At 72.8% G+C, this 16,716-nt stretch carries 16 protein-coding genes; 7 read left to right on the forward strand and 9 right to left on the reverse strand.

Annotated elements, in window-relative coordinates:
* Window positions 1-134: 134 nt before the first annotated feature.
* The 3 genes from ACIA3K_RS19160 to ACIA3K_RS19170 form a co-directional block, all read right to left on the reverse strand.
* Window positions 135-2,186 carry a 3-hydroxyacyl-CoA dehydrogenase NAD-binding domain-containing protein gene (locus ACIA3K_RS19160; protein WP_396802574.1) on the reverse strand — a complete coding sequence of 684 codons (2,052 nt, stop codon included), beginning with the start codon at window positions 2,184-2,186 and terminating at the stop codon, window positions 135-137.
* Window positions 2,183-3,379 carry a thiolase family protein gene (locus tag ACIA3K_RS19165; protein ID WP_396802576.1) on the reverse strand — a complete coding sequence of 399 codons (1,197 nt, stop codon included), beginning with the start codon at window positions 3,377-3,379 and terminating at the stop codon, window positions 2,183-2,185. The genes ACIA3K_RS19160 and ACIA3K_RS19165 overlap by 4 nt, the downstream gene beginning before the upstream one ends.
* Before the next feature lie 294 nt (window positions 3,380-3,673).
* On the reverse strand, window positions 3,674-4,999 hold the full coding sequence (locus tag ACIA3K_RS19170) for a ribonuclease D (RefSeq protein WP_396802578.1): 1,326 nt from the start codon (window positions 4,997-4,999) through the stop codon (window positions 3,674-3,676).
* A 210-nt stretch (window positions 5,000-5,209) separates the two neighbouring features.
* Between ACIA3K_RS19170 and ACIA3K_RS19175 the strand changes: the two genes are divergently transcribed.
* Window positions 5,210-6,412, forward strand: coding sequence for a S1C family serine protease (locus ACIA3K_RS19175; protein WP_396802579.1), 1,203 nt, complete (start codon window positions 5,210-5,212; stop codon window positions 6,410-6,412).
* A 146-nt stretch (window positions 6,413-6,558) separates the two neighbouring features.
* Complete coding sequence (locus tag ACIA3K_RS19180) at window positions 6,559-7,401, forward strand: hypothetical protein (RefSeq protein WP_396802580.1); 843 nt, start codon at window positions 6,559-6,561, stop codon at window positions 7,399-7,401.
* 31 nt (window positions 7,402-7,432) lie between these two features.
* On the opposite strand, the gene ACIA3K_RS19185 is transcribed toward ACIA3K_RS19180, so the two are convergent.
* The gene (locus ACIA3K_RS19185) at window positions 7,433-8,005 is read right to left on the reverse strand and encodes a DUF3000 domain-containing protein (RefSeq protein ID WP_357122786.1); all 573 of its coding nucleotides are present in this window, start codon (window positions 8,003-8,005) and stop codon (window positions 7,433-7,435) included.
* A gap of 136 nt (window positions 8,006-8,141) precedes the next feature.
* Here ACIA3K_RS19185 and hemE point away from each other — a divergent pair, with 136 nt between their 5' ends.
* Genes hemE through hemQ form a run of 3 tightly spaced genes read left to right on the forward strand, consistent with a single transcriptional unit; the run spans window position 8,142 to window position 11,354 of the window.
* Entirely contained in the window at window positions 8,142-9,239 is a 1,098-nt protein-coding gene (gene hemE, locus ACIA3K_RS19190; protein ID WP_396802581.1) for a uroporphyrinogen decarboxylase, read from the forward strand.
* Window positions 9,240-9,246: 7 nt separating this feature from the next.
* Entirely contained in the window at window positions 9,247-10,656 is a 1,410-nt protein-coding gene (gene hemG, locus ACIA3K_RS19195; protein ID WP_396802582.1) for a protoporphyrinogen oxidase, read from the forward strand.
* Window positions 10,653-11,354: a hydrogen peroxide-dependent heme synthase gene (hemQ, locus tag ACIA3K_RS19200; RefSeq protein ID WP_396802583.1), complete on the forward strand. Its 702-nt coding sequence runs from the start codon at window positions 10,653-10,655 to the stop codon at window positions 11,352-11,354. The genes hemG and hemQ overlap by 4 nt, the downstream gene beginning before the upstream one ends.
* A 254-nt stretch (window positions 11,355-11,608) precedes the next feature.
* Here the strand turns inward: hemQ and ACIA3K_RS19205 are convergent, their stop codons facing one another.
* The 5 genes from ACIA3K_RS19205 to ACIA3K_RS19225 all read right to left on the reverse strand — a co-directional run bounded on the left by ACIA3K_RS19205 (window position 11,609) and on the right by ACIA3K_RS19225 (window position 15,388).
* Entirely contained in the window at window positions 11,609-12,115 is a 507-nt protein-coding gene (locus ACIA3K_RS19205; RefSeq protein ID WP_396802584.1) for a GNAT family N-acetyltransferase, read from the reverse strand.
* 91 nt (window positions 12,116-12,206) lie between these two features.
* Window positions 12,207-13,334: a lytic polysaccharide monooxygenase gene (locus tag ACIA3K_RS19210; RefSeq protein ID WP_396802586.1), complete on the reverse strand. Its 1,128-nt coding sequence runs from the start codon at window positions 13,332-13,334 to the stop codon at window positions 12,207-12,209.
* Between the two features lie 118 nt (window positions 13,335-13,452).
* Complete coding sequence (locus ACIA3K_RS19215; RefSeq protein ID WP_396802587.1) at window positions 13,453-13,920, reverse strand: GNAT family N-acetyltransferase; 468 nt, start codon at window positions 13,918-13,920, stop codon at window positions 13,453-13,455.
* Between the two features lie 24 nt (window positions 13,921-13,944).
* Window positions 13,945-14,874, reverse strand: coding sequence for a DMT family transporter (locus tag ACIA3K_RS19220; RefSeq protein WP_396802589.1), 930 nt, complete (start codon window positions 14,872-14,874; stop codon window positions 13,945-13,947).
* 253 nt (window positions 14,875-15,127) lie between these two features.
* Window positions 15,128-15,388: a Prokaryotic metallothionein gene (locus ACIA3K_RS19225; protein ID WP_396802590.1), complete on the reverse strand. Its 261-nt coding sequence runs from the start codon at window positions 15,386-15,388 to the stop codon at window positions 15,128-15,130.
* 155 nt (window positions 15,389-15,543) lie between these two features.
* Between ACIA3K_RS19225 and ACIA3K_RS19230 the strand changes: the two genes are divergently transcribed.
* Both ACIA3K_RS19230 and ACIA3K_RS19235 read left to right on the forward strand, forming a co-directional pair.
* A complete protein-coding gene (locus tag ACIA3K_RS19230) occupies window positions 15,544-15,819 on the forward strand; it encodes an isoamylase early set domain-containing protein (RefSeq protein ID WP_396802591.1) in 276 nt (91 codons plus the stop codon).
* A gap of 109 nt (window positions 15,820-15,928) precedes the next feature.
* Window positions 15,929-16,675: a lytic polysaccharide monooxygenase gene (locus ACIA3K_RS19235; protein ID WP_396802593.1), complete on the forward strand. Its 747-nt coding sequence runs from the start codon at window positions 15,929-15,931 to the stop codon at window positions 16,673-16,675.
* The last annotated feature ends 41 nt before the right edge of the window (window positions 16,676-16,716 follow it).

The raw sequence follows: 16,716 nt of genomic DNA on the forward strand, positions 1-16,716 counted from the left end.
GAACTACCCCCCACTGGCATCCGGCGCGGCCCCCCGGGGCGCCCGCGCCCCCCCCCCCCCCCCCAAAACGGCGCGGGGCCCCCGGCCTGGTCCACGAGGGACGGTCCGGCCACCGCGACGGTGGAGCTGATCGGTCAGGCGGGCAGGCTCGCCGCCCCGCGCGGCAGGAACCGCCGGCCGGTGACCCGCTCGGAGGTGCCGGTGCGGTCCAGGTACGGCGTGACACCGCCCAGGTGGAACGGCCAGCCGGCGCCCAGGATCATGCACAGGTCGATGTCCTGCGCTTCGGCGACCACACCCTCGTCCAGCATGAGCCGGATCTCCTGGGCGAGCGCGTCGAGCGCGTTCTGTCGTACCTGCTCGGCCGTCAGCGGCTCATCGCCCACCACCAGCAGCTTCGCGACCTCGGCGTTGATCTGGTCGTCGACGACGAGCGGCTGACCCGAGTCGGCGATCCGCTTCAGGTTCTCGCTGACGTCGTACCGGTCCGGGTACGCGGCGTGCAGGGTGCCGCCCACGTGGTACGCCACGGCCGGCCCGACGAGCTGAAGCAGGGCGAGCGGCCGCATCGGCAGGCCCAGCGGATCCAGGGCGCTGTCCGCGACGTCCAGCGGAGTGCCGGCGTCCACGGCGGCGAAGACGGTGCCCAGGAAGCGGGTGAGCAGCCGGTTCACCACGAACGCCGGGGCGTCCTTGACGAGCACGCTCGACTTCTTGAGCTGCTTGCCCACCGCGAACGCGGTGGCCAGGGTGGCATCGTCGGTGCGCTCGCCCCGGACGATCTCCAGCAGCGGCAGCACCGCCACCGGGTTGAAGAAGTGGAAGCCGACCACCCGCTCGGGGTGCTCCAGCTCCGCCGCCATCTCGGTGATCGACAGCGAGCTGGTGTTGGTGGCGAGCACCGCCTCCGGGGAGACGATCTTCTCCAGCTCGGCCCACACCTGCTTCTTGACGCCCAGGTCCTCGAAGACCGCCTCGATGACGAAGTCCGCGTCGCTGAAGGCGCTCTTGTCGACCGTGCCGCTGACCAGGCCGTACAGCTTGGCGGCCGTGCCCTTGTCCATCCGGCCCTTGGTGACGGCCTTCTCGATCTGGGTGTGCACGTAGCCGACGCCCTTGTCCACCCGGGCCTGGTCGAGGTCGGTCATGACGACCGGCACCTGGAGGCGGCGGGCGAACAGCAGCGCCAACTGGCTGGCCATCAGGCCAGCGCCGACGATGCCGACCTTCGTGATCGTGCGAGCGAGGCCCTTGTCCGGTGCGCCGGCCGGCCGCTTAGCCCGCCGCTGCACCAGGTCGAAGGCGTACAGGCCGCTGCGCAGCTCCTCGGAGAAGACCAGGTCCGCGAGGGCCTCGTCCTCGGCGGCGGTGCCGGTGGCGAAGTCGGCGTCCTTCGCGGTCTCCAGCAGGTCCAGCGCCTTGTACGCGGCCGGTACCGCGCCGTGCAGCCGCTGGTTCAGCGTCTCCCGGGCGAAGTAGAGCACGCCCGCCCACATGTCCTTGTCGACCTCGGGTCGGGTCACCGTGACCTGGCCGCGCACGACGTCGGCGGCCCACTCGAGCGAGCGCTCCAGGAAGTCGGCCGGTTCCAGCAGCACGTCCGCGATGCCCAGCTCGGCGGCCTGCTTCGGCTTGAGCATCTTGTTCTGCATCAGCGGGTTCTGAATGATCACCTGCGTGGCGGCGGGGATGCCGATCAGGTTCGGCAGCAGTTGCGTGCCGCCCCAGCCGGGCACCAGACCGAGGGAGACCTCGGGCAGGGCCAGCGCGGCAGCGCCGCCGGAGAGCGTCCGGTAGTGGCAGTGCAGCGCCAGCTCCAGGCCGCCACCCATGGCCGCGCCGTTGACGAACGCGAACGTGGGCACGCTGCTGTCCTTGAGCCGGGCGAAGACCCGGTGACCGAGCCGACCGATCTCCAGCGCCTGCGCGCGGTCGGCGAGCTGCGGCAGGCCGACGATGTCCGCGCCCACGCAGAAGATGTACGGCTTACCGGTGACCGCGATGAACGCCGGGTCGGCGGCGAGCGCGGCGCTGATCGCCTCGTCCAGGCTCGCCAGACCGGCCGGGCCGAAGGTGTTCGGCTTGGTGTGGTCGAAGCCGTTGTCCAGGGTGATCAGGGCGGCGGGACGGTCCAGCCCCGGCACGTTCACCTGACGCAGCAGCGCCTTCGTGACGACCTCGCTCACTTGTCGCCCTCCGTCCAGTTCGGGTTCTCCCAGATGACCGTGCCGCCCATGCCGATGCCGATGCACATCGCGGTCAGGCCGTAGCGGACCTCGGGGTGCTCGGCGAACTGGCGGGCCAGCTGCGTCATCAGCCGTACGCCGGACGAGGCGAGCGGGTGGCCGATGGCGATCGCCCCGCCCCACGGGTTGACCCGCGGGTCGTCGTCGGCGATGCCGAAGTGGTCGAGGAAGGCGAGCACCTGCACGGCGAACGCCTCGTTCAGCTCGAACAGGCCGATGTCGTCGATGCTGAGCCCGGCCAGGCGCAGGGCCTTCTCCGTCGACGGGATCGGGCCGACGCCCATCACCTCCGGCTCCACCCCGACGAAGCCGAACGACACCAGTCGCATGGCGACCGGCAGGCCCAGCTCGCGGGCGGTCGCCTCGTCGGCGAGCAGGCTCGCGGTGGCGCCGTCGTTCAGGCCCGCCGCGTTGCCCGCGGTGACCTTGCCGTGCGGGCGGAACGGGGTCTTCAGGGTGGCGAGCTTCTCCATCGAGGTGTCCCGGGGAGCCTCGTCCACGGTTGCCAGGCCCCAGCCGCCCTCGGCGTCGCGGATGGACATCGACACCAGGTCGTCCTGGAGCTTGCCGTTGGCGTACGCCTTGGCGGTCTTCTGCTGCGAGGCGAGCGCGAACGCGTCGGTGCGTGCCTTGGTGATGTGCGGGACCAGGTCGTGCAGGTTCTCCGCGGTCGCGCCCATGACCAGCGCGGACGGGTCGACCAGCTTCTCGGCGATGATGCGCGGGTTGGGATCGACGCCCTCACCCATCGGGTGGCGGCCCATGTGCTCGACGCCGCCGGCGATGGCGACGTCGTACGCGCCCACGGCGATGCCGCTGGCCACGGTGGTCACGGCGGTCATCGCGCCGGCGCACATCCGGTCGATGGCGAAGCCGGGCACGGTCTTGGGCAGGCCGGCCAGCAGCGCGGCCGTCCGGCCGATGGTGAGGCCCTGGTCGCCGATCTGGGTGGTGGCAGCGATGGCGACCTCCTCGACCCGCTCCGGCGGGAGCTGCGGGTTGCGGCGCAGCAGTTCCCGGATGCAGCGGATAACCAGGTCGTCGGCGCGGGTGTTGGCGTACATGCCACCCGCCTTGCCGAATGGGGTACGGACGCCGTCGACGAAGACGACATCCCGAACTTCACGGGGCACTTGAGCCTCCTAATCGACCACAATTCGGCCTCCGCGCCGCTGGGCGGCGCTCCGGACCGAACGAGCGTCGGCCGGGCGGGGCACATCACCGAGAATGCTACTCGCCAGTAACCAACCCCGTCCCCACACCCCACTGTGGCCCACCCCACAACCCCCCCACCGGACCCCGCCCCGCCCTGCCCCGCGTTGATCATGAAGTTGTTGTCACGACACGCCGATGGCGATGGCAATAACTTCATGATCAACGGCGGCCTGTGGGGCCGTCGGGGAGGGGGAGAGGTGGGGCGGGGTGGGTTAGGGGATGGGGTTGGGGGCCAGGGCTTCGGTCAGGTGTGCGTTGAGCAGGTCGATCTGCCACTCGCGGGCGTTGAAGCCGCGGAGTGCCTCCGCCACCGTGGCCTCGGTGATCTCCTCCGGAGGGGTCCAGGCCAGGCGACGTACCGAATCCGGGGTGATCAGATTTTCCGGCGGCAGGTTGTGCTCGCCCGCGAGACGGACCACCACCTCCCGGCAGCGGGCCAGGCGACCGGCCGCCACCGGGTCCCGCTCGGCCCACCGGTGCGGTGGGGGCGGCCCCTCCACCGTCGGGGTGACCGGTAGGGCGTCGTCCGGCAGCTCCCGGGCGTCGTCGAGCGCGGCCAGCCAGGTACGGGCCAGCCGGCGGACCGATCGGCCACCGAAACCGGGCAGCGTCAGCAGCGTCTTCTCGTCCTTCGGGTCCAGCTCGGCCGCCGCGACGATGGCCGAGTCGGGCAGCACCCGGCCGGGCGCGGCGTCCCGTCGGGAGGCGATCTGGTCCCGGGCGTACCACAGGGAGCGGACCCGGGCCTGAGCCCGCGCCCCTCGCACGCGGTGGATGCCGGACGTGCGTCGCCAGGGCTCGGCGCGCACCCGGGGCGGGCGTGCGCCGGTACGGACCAGGGCGGCGAACTCCTCGGCGGCCCAGGCCGACTTGCCCTGCCGTTCCAGTTCGGCGTCGAGCGCGTCGCGCAGATCGGTGAGCATCTCCACGTCGAGCGCGGCGTACGTCAGCCACGACTCGGGCAGCGGACGACTCGACCAGTCGGCCGCCGAGTGGTGCTTCTCCAGGGTGTAGCCGAGTAGCTGCTCGGTCAGCGCGGCCAGGCCGACCCGCTCGAACCCGGCCAGCCGAGCGGCCAGTTCCGTGTCGAACAGCCGGCGTGGGCGCAGCCCCACCTCGGCCAGACACGGCAGATCCTGGCTGGCCGCGTGGAGCACCCACTCGGCCTCGCCGATCGCCGCGTCCAGCGCGCTGAGGTCGGGCAGCGGCAGCGGGTCGATCAGCGCCGTGCCGGCGCCCGCGCGGCGGAGCTGCACGAGGTACGCGCGTTGGCTGTAGCGGTAGCCCGAGGCGCGTTCGGCATCGAGGGCAACCGGGCCGGTGCCCGCCGCGAAACGGGCCACGACCTCGGCGAGTTCGGCCGGGGTGGCCACCGGTTCGGGGGTGCCGTCACGCGGTGCGGTCAGCGGAACGGGCCCACCGTCGGTCGGGTCGGGCCCCTCGCCCGCCGGCTGCGGCTGGGCCGACGGCGGGTGCTGGGGTGCGTGTCCCGGAGGTTCTGCGGTGGGCCGACGGCGCAGGGGTGGTTCGTCGGTCACCTGCCAACCCTAGTGCGCGCGCCGATCCCGCGTGTGCAGCCGGTCCGGCGTGTGTCGTCCAGGTGTCCGCAAGGTGTCCCTTCGGATGCCGGACATCGGGGGAGACAAAGCCCTTTCGCGCAGGTACGGTCCATCGAGCCGTCGGCCCCGATCGGGTGACATCCGGGGTCACGGCCGCACGGGGAGACCACGGGGAAGGGCAAGACGATCATGACGGCTGGTTTCGGTGCGGGCGACGGGCGACCGATGGGCGCCGACCCGGACGGCATGAGCGGTTCAGCCGCCGAACGGCCCGGTCCGCTGCCCCCGCGCATCGAACCGCATCCACCGGTCGGCGCCACCTGGTCCGGCACGCCGGGCGGCACCGAGCAACCCATGGCCGTCCCGACGCCCCGTACCGGATGGTCGGCGCCGCCCAACAGCGGGCAGTGGGGCCAGGGTCCGGTTCCGGCCGGCCCGCCCGCCGCGCCGCCGGGACAGGCGCCCTACCCGGCGGGGCCTGCGCCGTACGCCCCGGTCGCTCCCGCGTCGTACGGCGGCGGCTACCCGCCCGCCGGTGACCTGGCCAGCGCGCCGCCGTACCCCGTTGGCCAGCCCGGCTGGCCGGGCGTCACCCCGCCGCCGGTGCGACCCACCCGACGCCGCTGGCCGGTCGTGCTGGCCACGGTGCTCGTCGTCGCGTTGGCCGCCGTGGTCGGTGTGCAGGCGTACCAGCTCGACCGCCTCGGTGACCGGCTCGCCGCCACCGACGGCCGGCTGGCGCAGGCCCAGGACGGCGACGGCGCCCGCCTCGACGGTCTGGAGAAGCGCGCGGACGCCCTGGAGAAGCAGGCCGGCGCCGCGTTCAACCCGGAGGCGGTGGCCAGCGCCGTGCTGCCCAGCGTGTTCCGGGTACGGGCCGGCCAGTTCACCGGCAGCGCGTTCGCGGTGGGCAAGCCGGCGGCCGGCGGCGGCACCAACCTGTTCACCAACTTCCACGTGGTCGAGTCGGTGTGGGAGGGCGGCGGACGCGAGGTCTTCCTGGAGCGCACCGACCAGCGCTTCCCAGCGACCATCGTCAAGGTCGACAAGACCAACGACGTGGCGCACCTGCGGACGACCGGCAAGTTCACCGGCCTCGTCACCGCGCCCACCGCCGTGAAGTCCGGCCAGCAGATCGTCGTCGTCGGCGCTCCGCTCGGCCTGGAGGACAGCGTCACCACCGGTGTGGTGAGCGCGTTGCGCGCCGCCCAGGGTGGCTCCGGCCCGGCCATCCAGTTCGACGCGCCGATCAACCCCGGCAACTCCGGCGGTCCGGTGATCAACGGCAGCAAGCAGGTGGTCGGCATCGCCACCGCCAAGGCTCGCGACGCCGAGGGCATCGGGCTGGCCGTACCGATCAAGGTCGCCTGCGACGGTTTCAAGATCTGCTGACCCGCGGCCTCGGCCGCTCGCGCCACCCCACGGCCGTCCCGGCCGTCCCCCAACCCCGTCCGGATCCTCGGCTCCGGACGATCCCGATGCTGCATCCGGTCCGTCGCGCCCACCGGCTAAGGACCCGCTCACCTGGAGGAAGAAACATGTCCCAGCCACCGACCGGCCCGGAGGGCACCCCGCCCGCCGCGCCGACGCCGCCGGCCGCCACCCCGCCGGCCGGTGCGCCCGACGCCGACGCGACGGTGCCGCACGCGGCGGCGCCCCAGCCGACCGGCACCGAACCGACCGCGCAGTACCCGACCGGTCAGCCCGGCCTGCAGCAGTACGCCCCGGGGCAGGCCGCCCCGCAGCAGTACGCCCCGGGGCAGGCCGCCCCGCAGTACGGCGCCGGCCAGACGGCCGCCTACCCGGCCAGCGCCCCGCCGTACGCCGGTCAGCCCATGTCGGCGCCGCCGGTCTCCGGCCCGGCGTACGGACAGCCCATGTCGGCGCCGCCGGTCTCCGGTCCCGCGTACGGGCAGCCCATGTCGGGCCCGCCCGGTATGGCGCCGTACGGCGCTGCGCCGGCCCCTCGGCGGAGCCGCGCTGTGCTGGTGCTGGCCCTGGTGGCCACGCTGCTCTTCCTTGTCAGCGGGGTGATGACCGGGCTGTTCGTGACCAAGAACAACGAGCTGAACCGGACCGAGAAGCGCCTCAACGCCCAGGTCAGCCAGCGCGACGGCACCATCGCGGCCAACACCACCGAGCTCGGTCGGCTCAAGACCGAACTGCAGGTCATGCAGGACAAGCTCGACAACACCGAGCAGGATCTGACCGGTACCCGGAACGACCGTGACGAGCAGGCCCGGCAGAAGAAGGTCATCGCCAGTTGCCTGGACAAGCTGACCACGGCGCTGGGCGCGGCGGCGGCCGGCAACAAGAGCAAGTACGACGCGGCGATGAAGGGCCTGGACAAGGTCTGCGACGAGGCGGAGAACTACCTCTGATCCACCGCGCCGCCCGCCGCCACCCCCGCCCTCAGGCGGTGGCGGCCGGGCGGCGGTCGGCGAGCGCGGTGACCCCGGGCGGGGGCAGGCCGGCCGTCGAGGCGAGCAGGGTGCACCACCCGAGCAGGTGGGGGGCCAGGTTGTCGTCGACGGGTGTCCAGGAGGCGCGGATCTCGATGTCGCCGGCCGTCGGTGGGCCGGCCAGGTCACCGAACCGGGTCGACATGGTCTGGGTGACCGTTCCGCCGATCGCGCGGTGACGGGCGTCCTGGGTGTCGAGGGCGTCGGTCAGCCACGTCCAGCCGACCCCGGGTAGCAGCGGGTCGGCGGCGAGGTCGACCTCCAACTCGGCCGTCACGTAGGTGACCAACCGCAGGGTGCCCTGCCACGCCTCGTGCCCGGCGGGATCGTGCAGCAGGATCAGCCGCCCGGTGGCCACCTCGTCGCCGTCGCGCAGCACCGTCGCGGAGAGCGCGAACGTGTACGGCGCGAGTCGTTGGGGCGCGCCGACCTCTTCCAGGGTGATCTCCGGCCGGGGCGCCGGCGACCGCAGCCCGGCGACCGCGCGGGCGAAGGTCTCCGGGAGCGCGATCGGGGGGGCCATGTCGGCAGCCTATGCCGCCGCGTGGTCGCCCGCTTCGACGGCGCGCCGACACTCGCGAGGGGCGTCCGGGTGTGGAACGTGCCCTTCCTCTCACCCCCACCCGGTCCGAGGCGGGCGGCGTGGCACGATTGCGGCGATGACCACGGATACCACGGGCACTGCCGCCCGAGACGGACACCCGCGCCCCGGCGGCCCGGCCGACTCGCCCTTCATTCGGGCGTGCCGGCGTCGGCCCGGCCCGCACACCCCGGTCTGGTTCATGCGCCAGGCGGGACGCTCCCTTCCGGAGTACCGGGAGATCCGGGCCAACGTGCCGATGCTGGAGTCGTGCCGCCGCCCGGAGCTGGTCACCGAGATCACCCTCCAGCCGGTACGCCGGCACGGGGTGGACGCGGCCATCCTGTTCAGCGACATCGTGGTCCCCGTCGCCGCGGCCGGGATCGACCTGGACATCGTGCCGGGCACCGGCCCGGTGGTCGCCGAGCCGATCCGCACCGCCGGCGACGTCGAGCGGATCCGCCTGATCAGCCGGGACGATGTCCCGTACGTGGACGAGGCCGTCCGGCAGCTCGTGGTCGAGCTGGGCGACACCCCGTTGATCGGCTTCGCCGGTGCGCCGTTCACGCTGGCCAGCTACCTCGTCGAGGGTGGTCCGTCGCGGACCCACGCCAAGACCAAGGCCCTGATGTACGGCGACCCCGAGCTGTGGCACGCGCTCTGCGCCCGGCTGGCCGACGTGACCCTGGCCTTCCTGCGGGTGCAGATCGAGGCCGGGGTGTCCGCCGTACAGCTCTTCGACTCGTGGGCCGGCGCGCTCTCCGAGGCCGACTACCGCCGCTACGTGCTGCCGCACTCGACGAAGGTGCTCACCGGGCTCGCTGACGCCGGTGTGCCACGCATCCACTTCGGGGTGGGCACCGCCGAACTGCTGGACGCGATGGGCGAGGCCGGCGCGGACGTGGTCGGCGTCGACTGGCGTACGCCACTGGACGTCGCCACCGGCCGGATCGGCCCGGACAAGGCGGTGCAGGGCAACCTGGACCCGTGCGTTCTGCTCGCGCCGTGGCCGGTGGTCGAGGCCGAGGTACGCCGCATCGTCGAGCAGGGCCGGGCGGCCCCCGGACACGTGTTCAACCTCGGCCACGGTGTGCTGCCGGAGACCGACCCGGACGTGCTGACCCGGGTCGTCGCGCTGGTGCACGAGGTGTCCAGCCGCCGGGCCGACCAGGGCTGACGCGGCGATGCGGCAGCCCTGGCGGGTGGCGGTGGTCGGCGGCGGGATCGCCGGGTTGGCCGCCGCGGTCCGCTTGCGCGACCGCGCGCCCGAGGGCACCGAGATCACGGTGTACGAGCAGTCCGGCGCGCTCGGTGGCAAGCTGCGCACCGGAACGCTCGCCGGTGGACCGGTGGAGTTCGGCGCCGAGTCGTTCCTGATGCGCGACCCCACCGGGGCCGAGAGCGCGGCGGTGGCGCTGGCCCGCCGGCTCGGGCTGGCCGAGAAGATCGTGCACCCCACCGTCGGGCAGGCCGCGTTGGTGGTAGACGGGGGGCTGCGCCCCATCCCGGGCGGGACGCTGGTGGGCGTACCCGGGGATCTGGATCAGGTGGCGGCGGTCGCCCGCCCGGCGGCGGACGCCGACCTCGACGGCGGTCGGCCGCTGGTCGGGCCGGACGCGGACGTCTCGGTGGGCGCGCTGGTCCGCTCCCGCTTCGGGGACGAGGTGGTCGACCGGCTGGTCGACCCGATGCTCGGCGGTGTGTACGCGGGCCGCGCCGACGACCTGTCCCTGGTCACCACGATGCCGGCGCTGGCCCGCACGGCGCGGGTGGAGCACACCCTGGTCGGCGCGGTCCGGGCCGCGCAGGCCGCCGCCCCGCGCGCGCCCGGCGCCCCGGTCTTCGGCACCCTGGCCGGCGGCCTGGGCACCCTCATCGAGGCGGCGGTGACGGCCAGCGGCGCGACGATCCGGCGGGACGCCGCCGTGCGCGAGGTGACCCGGACCGGCACCGGCTGGCGGCTCACCGTCGGCCCGACCCGCGACCCGCAGAGCATCGACGTGGACGCCGTGGTGCTGGCGGTGCCGGCCCGGCCGGCGGCCCGCCTGCTCGCCGGCCCGGCCCCGCAGGCCGCGTCGGTCGTCGGCGAGCTGGACTACGCGAGCGTCGCGCTGGTCACCCTGGCGCTGCCACAGCCGCCGCTGCCCGAGCTGTCCGGCTTCCTCGTGCCGAGCACCGAGGGGCTGCTGATCAAGGCGGCGACGTTCTTCACCACGAAATGGGGGCACCTGCGGCGGCCGGACGGGCTGGCGCTCGTGCGTGCCTCGGTGGGCCGCTACGGCGAGGAGGCGCAGCTCCAGCGCCCGGACGCCGACCTGGCCGCGACGGTGCACCGGGAGCTGTCGGCGGTGCTCGACACTCCGCTGCCCGCCCCGGTCGACGGGCACGTGCAGCGGTGGGGCGGCGCGCTGCCGCAGTACACGCCGGGGCACGCCGACCGGGTCGCCGCCGCGCGGACCGCGCTGCGGGCCGCGCACCCCACCCTGGTCCTGGCCGGCGCCGGTTACGACGGTGTCGGCATACCGGTCTGCGTCCGCTCCGGCGAGACTGCGGCCGACGAGATCATCACAGCACTGGGAGGATCGGCGAGATGACCGAGCAGACCAACGCGGCCCGGCTACGGGAGCTGAACGACAGCATCCGCTACACGATGTGGTCGGTGTTCCGGGCCAGCGGACCGCTGCCGTCGCTGCGGGACAACGTCACCGGCGAGGTCGAGTCCCTCTTCGACGAGCTGGCCGGCAAGGACGTGGTGATCCGGGGCGTGTACGACGTGGCCGGCCTGCGCGCCGACGCGGACGTGATGATCTGGTGGCACTCGGCGTCGAGCGACGCCCTCCAGGACGCGTACCTGCGGTTCCGGCGGACGACGCTGGGCCGGGCGCTGACCCCGGTGTGGTCACAGATGGCGCTGCACCGGCCGGCCGAGTTCAACAAGAGCCACATCCCGGCGTTCCTGGCCGGCGAGGAGGCTCGCGGATACCTGTGCGTCTACCCGTTCGTGCGCTCGTACGAGTGGTACCTGCTGCCCGACGCCGAGCGGCGTGAGCTGCTGGCCGAGCACGGGAAGATGGCGCGCGGCTACCCCGACGTACGGGCCAACACGGTCGCCTCGTTCGCGCTGGGCGACTACGAGTGGATGCTCGCGTTCGAGGCCGACGAGCTGCACCGGATCGTCGACCTGATGCGGGACCTGCGCGCCTCCGGGGCCCGCCGGCACGTCCGCGAGGAGGTCCCGTTCTACACGGGCCGCCGCCGCTCGGTCGCCGAGATCGTCAACTGCCTGGTCTGACCCGCACCGCCCACCGCGCTCACCCCCGCCCCCGCCCCCGCGATCTTGCACTTTCTGTCGCGACGAAAGCGGCATAGGCCGCGATCTGGCAACCGAAAGTGCAAGATCGCCGCACCGGCTGCCGGGTCTCGTCGATCATGGAGTCGTGGTGCCTGGTTTGACCGTCGGTGGGTGCTTTGTCGACCACCACAACTCCATGATCGATGCGGCGAGACGGGGTGACGCGGCGGCACTGGGGTGACGGGGTTTCTTGCTCAGTGCGACGGGGTGGGGTGGAGGGGGCGGAGCATGATCTGTTCTCGGCGTACGCCGTCGGGCATGAGGTCACCTGGCTCGTCGGTCAAGCGGAAGCCGGCGCGGTGGTAGAGGGACTTGGCGCGCGCGTTGTCCACCCGGACGGAGAGCCGTAGCCGCTCGGCGCCGCACTTCTGGGCCCAGTGCGCCACCTCGTTCACCAGGCGGTCGCCGACACCGCGGCCGCGAGCGTCGGGGTGTACCCACATCGAGATCAGGTCCAGCGTCAGCGGGTCCGACGTGGGTACGCCGCTCGACATGCCGACCGGACGCCCGGCCAGGACGGCCACCAGGTTGAGTGAGCCGGGGATGCTCAACCGGTCGCGCCAGCGCTGCTCGCGATCGCCGTCGCCCTGCCAGTCGGCGAGCCGTGAGCCGAACGCTTCCGGTGCCTCGGCGAGGGCGGCCAGCCGTAGCTCCCGCCAGGTGGGCCAGTCGTCGGGGGTGAGCACCAAGATGTCGATCATGCGGAGATGGTGCCCGGACGGATCGCCGGGCACCACCGCATTCCCGCCGTCCGGCGCCGCGCCCCCGCCCGGGTGCGGCACCGGACGGGGATCAACTGGTCGCCGTGCAGGAGACCAGCGGAACCGGGTTGCTGCCGTTCCAGGAGCCGAGCAGACCGAATGTCGTACTCGCCCCGGCAGCCAGCGTGCCGTTGTAGTTGACGTTGCGCGCGGTGACCAGCGAGCCGTTCGTGGTGACGGTGGCGCTCCACGAGGAGGCGACCTGCTGACCGTTGTTGTAGTTCCAGCTCACCGACCAGCCTCTGGTGGGTGAACCACCGGCGGTCACCTTCACCTCGGCCTGGAAGCCGCCGGACCACTGCCCGGTGATCTGGTACGTCGCCGTACAGGCGCCAGCCGGCGGCGGGGTGCTCGGCGGGGGAGTCGTCGGCGGCGGCGTCGTCGGCGGGGGAGTGGTGGGCGGCGGCGTGGTGGGGGGCGGCGTCGTCGGCGGCGGCGTGGTGGGCGGCGGGGTGGATCCGCCACCGAAGTCCACGTCACTGCACAGGTAGTACGACTGGTCCAGGTGGCTCGCCTGCCAGATGGTGTAGACGATGTGCCGCCCGGTCCGTCCCGTCGCGTTGACCGGGATCTGGATGGAGACGCCATCGGCCTCCCTGGTCCACTGCGACGCCGGGGTGTTGCCGATCTGACCGGCCAACTCCAGGTCGTTCCAGCCCAGCGGCTGGGTGGCCGAGTTGAAGCCCTGCTTCGTCACGTACACCCGGATGTAGTCGGCGCCGTGGCTGGCCTGGTCGAAGAAGCGCAGCCGGAAGTTGTTCGCCACCGACGTGGTCTTCCAGGCGCCGACCGTGTCCATGGCGTTGTAGCGGCCGTTCTGGGTCCGTCCGCCGCTGCACAGTTGGCCGTTCGGGATGGCGCCCTGGTGGTTGCCGGCCACGCCCTCCCGGAACAGGCCGTTCCAGTTCCACATGGCCTGCGGGTCGGCCTGCCAGGCCTGCCAGCACATCGGGTCCTCGGTGGCCATGCGCGGGTTCTGGAAGTCACCACCCCAGCGCTGCCAGCAGCTGTAGCTGCGCGAGGGTGGGTCGACGACCGAGCCGTGCGCGGAGGCGGATGGGACCAGCGAGACGCTCAGCGCCGTGGTCAGCAGGAGCGTGGCGGCTGCCGCGATGGCGAGCGGCCGGAGCACGCGTGGTGTTCGGGCGATTGTGGACATGGAGCCCCCGGGGGGATGAGGTCGGACGACGACACCCGGACTGCCGGGAGTTGCCCGCTCCCGTGCCTACTCGCTGGCTCCCGCGATGGCTCTATCCGGCACGATGCCAGGTTGATCGTCAGACGTCAATGGCTGCCGGTCGCGCGTCTCGACGCATCGGGGTGTGCGGAATGCCGTCCTCGACGTACTCCGGGCCGCTGACCGTGAAGCCGTGTCGGGCGTAGAACGCGACCAGGTGCGACTGGGCTTCCAGCACGCATGGCCGGTCGCCGACCAGGTCGAGCGCCGCCGCCATCAGCCGGCCGGCGTGCCCGCCACCACGGGCCGCCGGGGCCACCACCACCCGGCCGATCCGGGCGACGCCGTCCGGGTCGGCCAGGATCCGCAGGTACGCCATCAGAGCGTCGCCGTCGGTCAGCCAGACGTGTCGGGTGCCCGGCTCGACGTCGCGCCCGTCGAGTTCCGGGTACGGGCAGTTCTGCTCCACCACGAACACGTCGATGCGCAGCTTGAGCAGGTCGTGAAGGGTGCGGGCGTCCAGGTCGGCGAAGAGGGCGGTTCGGATCTCGGTGGTCTGCTGGGGCATCCACCGATCCTAGGTCGGGCGGGTTCACCCGGTGTTCGCCCGCTCGGGCGCGAGGTAGGTGGCGGCCACGGCGGTGAGCAGCAGACCACCGCCGACGATCACCGGCAGGGGGAGCGGTTCGTGCAGCAGCGCCACCGCCAGGGCCGCGGCGGTGAGCGGTTCGAGCAGGGTCAGCACGGCCGCGACGCTGCCCGGCGTGGTGCGCAGCCCGGCGTAGAACAACGCGTACGCGACCGCCGTGGTGACCACGCCGAGGTGCAGCAGCAGTGCCACGGTGTCGAGGCGTACCGGCACGCTGACCCCGGCGACCAGGGCCGACGGTGCCAGGGTCAGCGCACCGACCACGGTGGAGATGGTGGTGAGTGTCATCGGCGCGGTGTGCTGCGACACCTGGCGGCTGATCAGGGTGGTCACCGCGTACCCGAGGCCCGAGCCGGCCGCCGCGAGCAGGCCGAGCAGCGGGGCGGGCGCCGCCGCGCCGGGCTGCTCGGTGGCGGCGGTGATCAGGACCAGGCCGGCCACCGCCGCGACGAGCGTGCCGAGTCGCAGCGGGCCGGGGAGCCGACGGGCGTGCACCGACTCCCAGGCCGCGGCGAGCACCGGGGCGAGGCCCAGGCTGACGATGGTGGCCACGCTGACTCCGGCCCAGGCCACGGCGGCGAAGTAGAGCGCCTGGTAGAGGCCGAGGCCGATGCCGGTGAGCAGCAGCGGTACGGGTGCGGCGCGCAGGGTGGCCACCAACGTGCGGAGCCGGCCGGCGGCGCACGCCAGCAGCACGAGCGCGGCGATGGCGAGGCGGTGGAAGCCGATGCTCACCGGGCTGAGCCCGGTGCCCTCGCGCAGGAGTTGCACCGCCACGCCGGTGGTGCCCCACAGCACGCCGGTGACGGTGATCTGGAGCAGGCCGGTGCGGGCGGCCGAGGCGGCCGGCAACGGGGTACGGGTGGTGGACACGGGAGCGCTCCGAAGGGTGAGCCGTTGACGGGGACGACGTCGACGGAGCGCGTACGACAGAGTGGCCGAGCGGGGTCAGATCACCCGGTCGGCGAGGGGCGCGGCGCTCCGCTCAGGAGCGCGGCGGGGGCAGGACGCCCAGGAACGGCCGCATGGCGACGACCGTACCCCAGCTTGGCGGTCCGGTTGGCCCACGGCCGGGCCGACTCGATCAGGCCGACCGGGTCAGGCCGACCGGGTCAGGCCGACCGGGTCAGGCCGGGCGTGCGCCGACGGCGTCGCGGATCTGGGCGCCCTCGGCGCCCTCGACCGCGCGGGCGCAGTGGCCGCAGCAGAAGAAGCGGCCGTTGACCTCGACGCCGTGTCCCACGATCTTGACCTGGCAGTGTTCGCAGATGGGCGCCATGCGGTGGATCGCGCACTCGAAGGAGTCGAAGGTGTGCACGTCACCGCTGACGGTGTGCACCTCGAACGCCATCCAGTAGTCGTTGCCGCAGACCTCGCAGGTTGCCACAGAAAACCCCCATATCAGGACATGTAATCCCAGGGTGCCTCAAGGCGGGGTGGTGGCGGATGAATTACCGTCAGCCGGCCGGGCTGGGCGGCGTGTCGGCGTCGGCGTGTCGCGCGTTAGGCCAGGTGAACCGCCGTGACCCCCGGAGGATCGCCATGATCAAACGCAACAAGCTCTTCGGCAGCCAGACCCGGGTGACCTTCTGCCTCCCGCGGGATGCGCCGCCCGGTCCGGTGAGCGTCGTGGGATCGTTCAACGACTGGGAGCCCGGCCGGCACGAGTTGGTGGCCCGCCGCGACGGCACCCGGACGGTGACCGTGCGGCTCGGCCCGGGGGAGTACCGCTTCCGCTACCTCGCCACGGGTGGCGTCTGGCTCGACGACGAGAGCGCCGACGGCGTCGACGACAACGGCAGCCTGCTGCGACTGTGAGAGGTCAACTCGTCACCATCGATGTAATTATCGATGATGCTCTTTACTGTTAATAAAGTTTAAATTACCTTGGGGGCACCTCACCGCACCTGCAGAAGGAGCTGCCCCCATGCGTCGAAGAATCACCGTCCCGCTGGTGGCGGCGGGCGCTGTCGCCGCCACCCTCACCGTCGCCGCGCCCGCCCAGGCGCACGGCTACGTCTCCGCCCCGCCCAGCCGGCAGGCGCTCTGCGCGCAGGGCAAGGTGCCCGACTGCGGGCAGATCAAGTACGAGCCGCAGAGCGTCGAAGGGCCCAAGGGCCTCAAGAGCTGCAACGCCGGCATCACCCAGTTCGCCGTCCTCAACGACGACAGCCGGGGCTGGCCGGCCACGTCGGTCGGTAGCTCGCTGACCTTCACCTGGTTCAACACGGCACGACACGCCACCAGCAACTGGGAGTACTGGATCGGCAACACCCGCGTCGGCGTGGTCAACGGCAACGGGCAGCAGCCCGGCGCGACGGTCTCGCACACCGTCAACCTGGGCGGTTTCTCCGGGCGGCAGAAGATCCTCGCCGTGTGGAACATCTCCGACACCGCGAACGCCTTCTACTCCTGCATCGACGTGCAGATCGGCGGCGGCGGGTCGACGCCCACCCCGACGCCGACCACCTCACCCACGCCGCGACCGACGACCAGCCCCACCGCCGCGCCGACGACCCCGCCGCCGGCGGGTGGCAGTTGGACGGCCGGCCGGGCGTACCAGGTCGGCGACCAGGTCACCTACGGCGGGCTCACGTACCGCTGCCGGCAGGCGCACACGGCGATCTCCGGCTGGGAGCCGCCGAACGTACCGGCGCTCTGGCAGCAGGTCTGACCGCGCGGGTGCGGTCCCGGCCGCACCCGCGTCGCCACCCC

The organism is Micromonospora sp. NPDC051543, from assembly GCF_044454415.1.
GTDB lineage: Bacteria > Actinomycetota > Actinomycetes > Mycobacteriales > Micromonosporaceae > Micromonospora.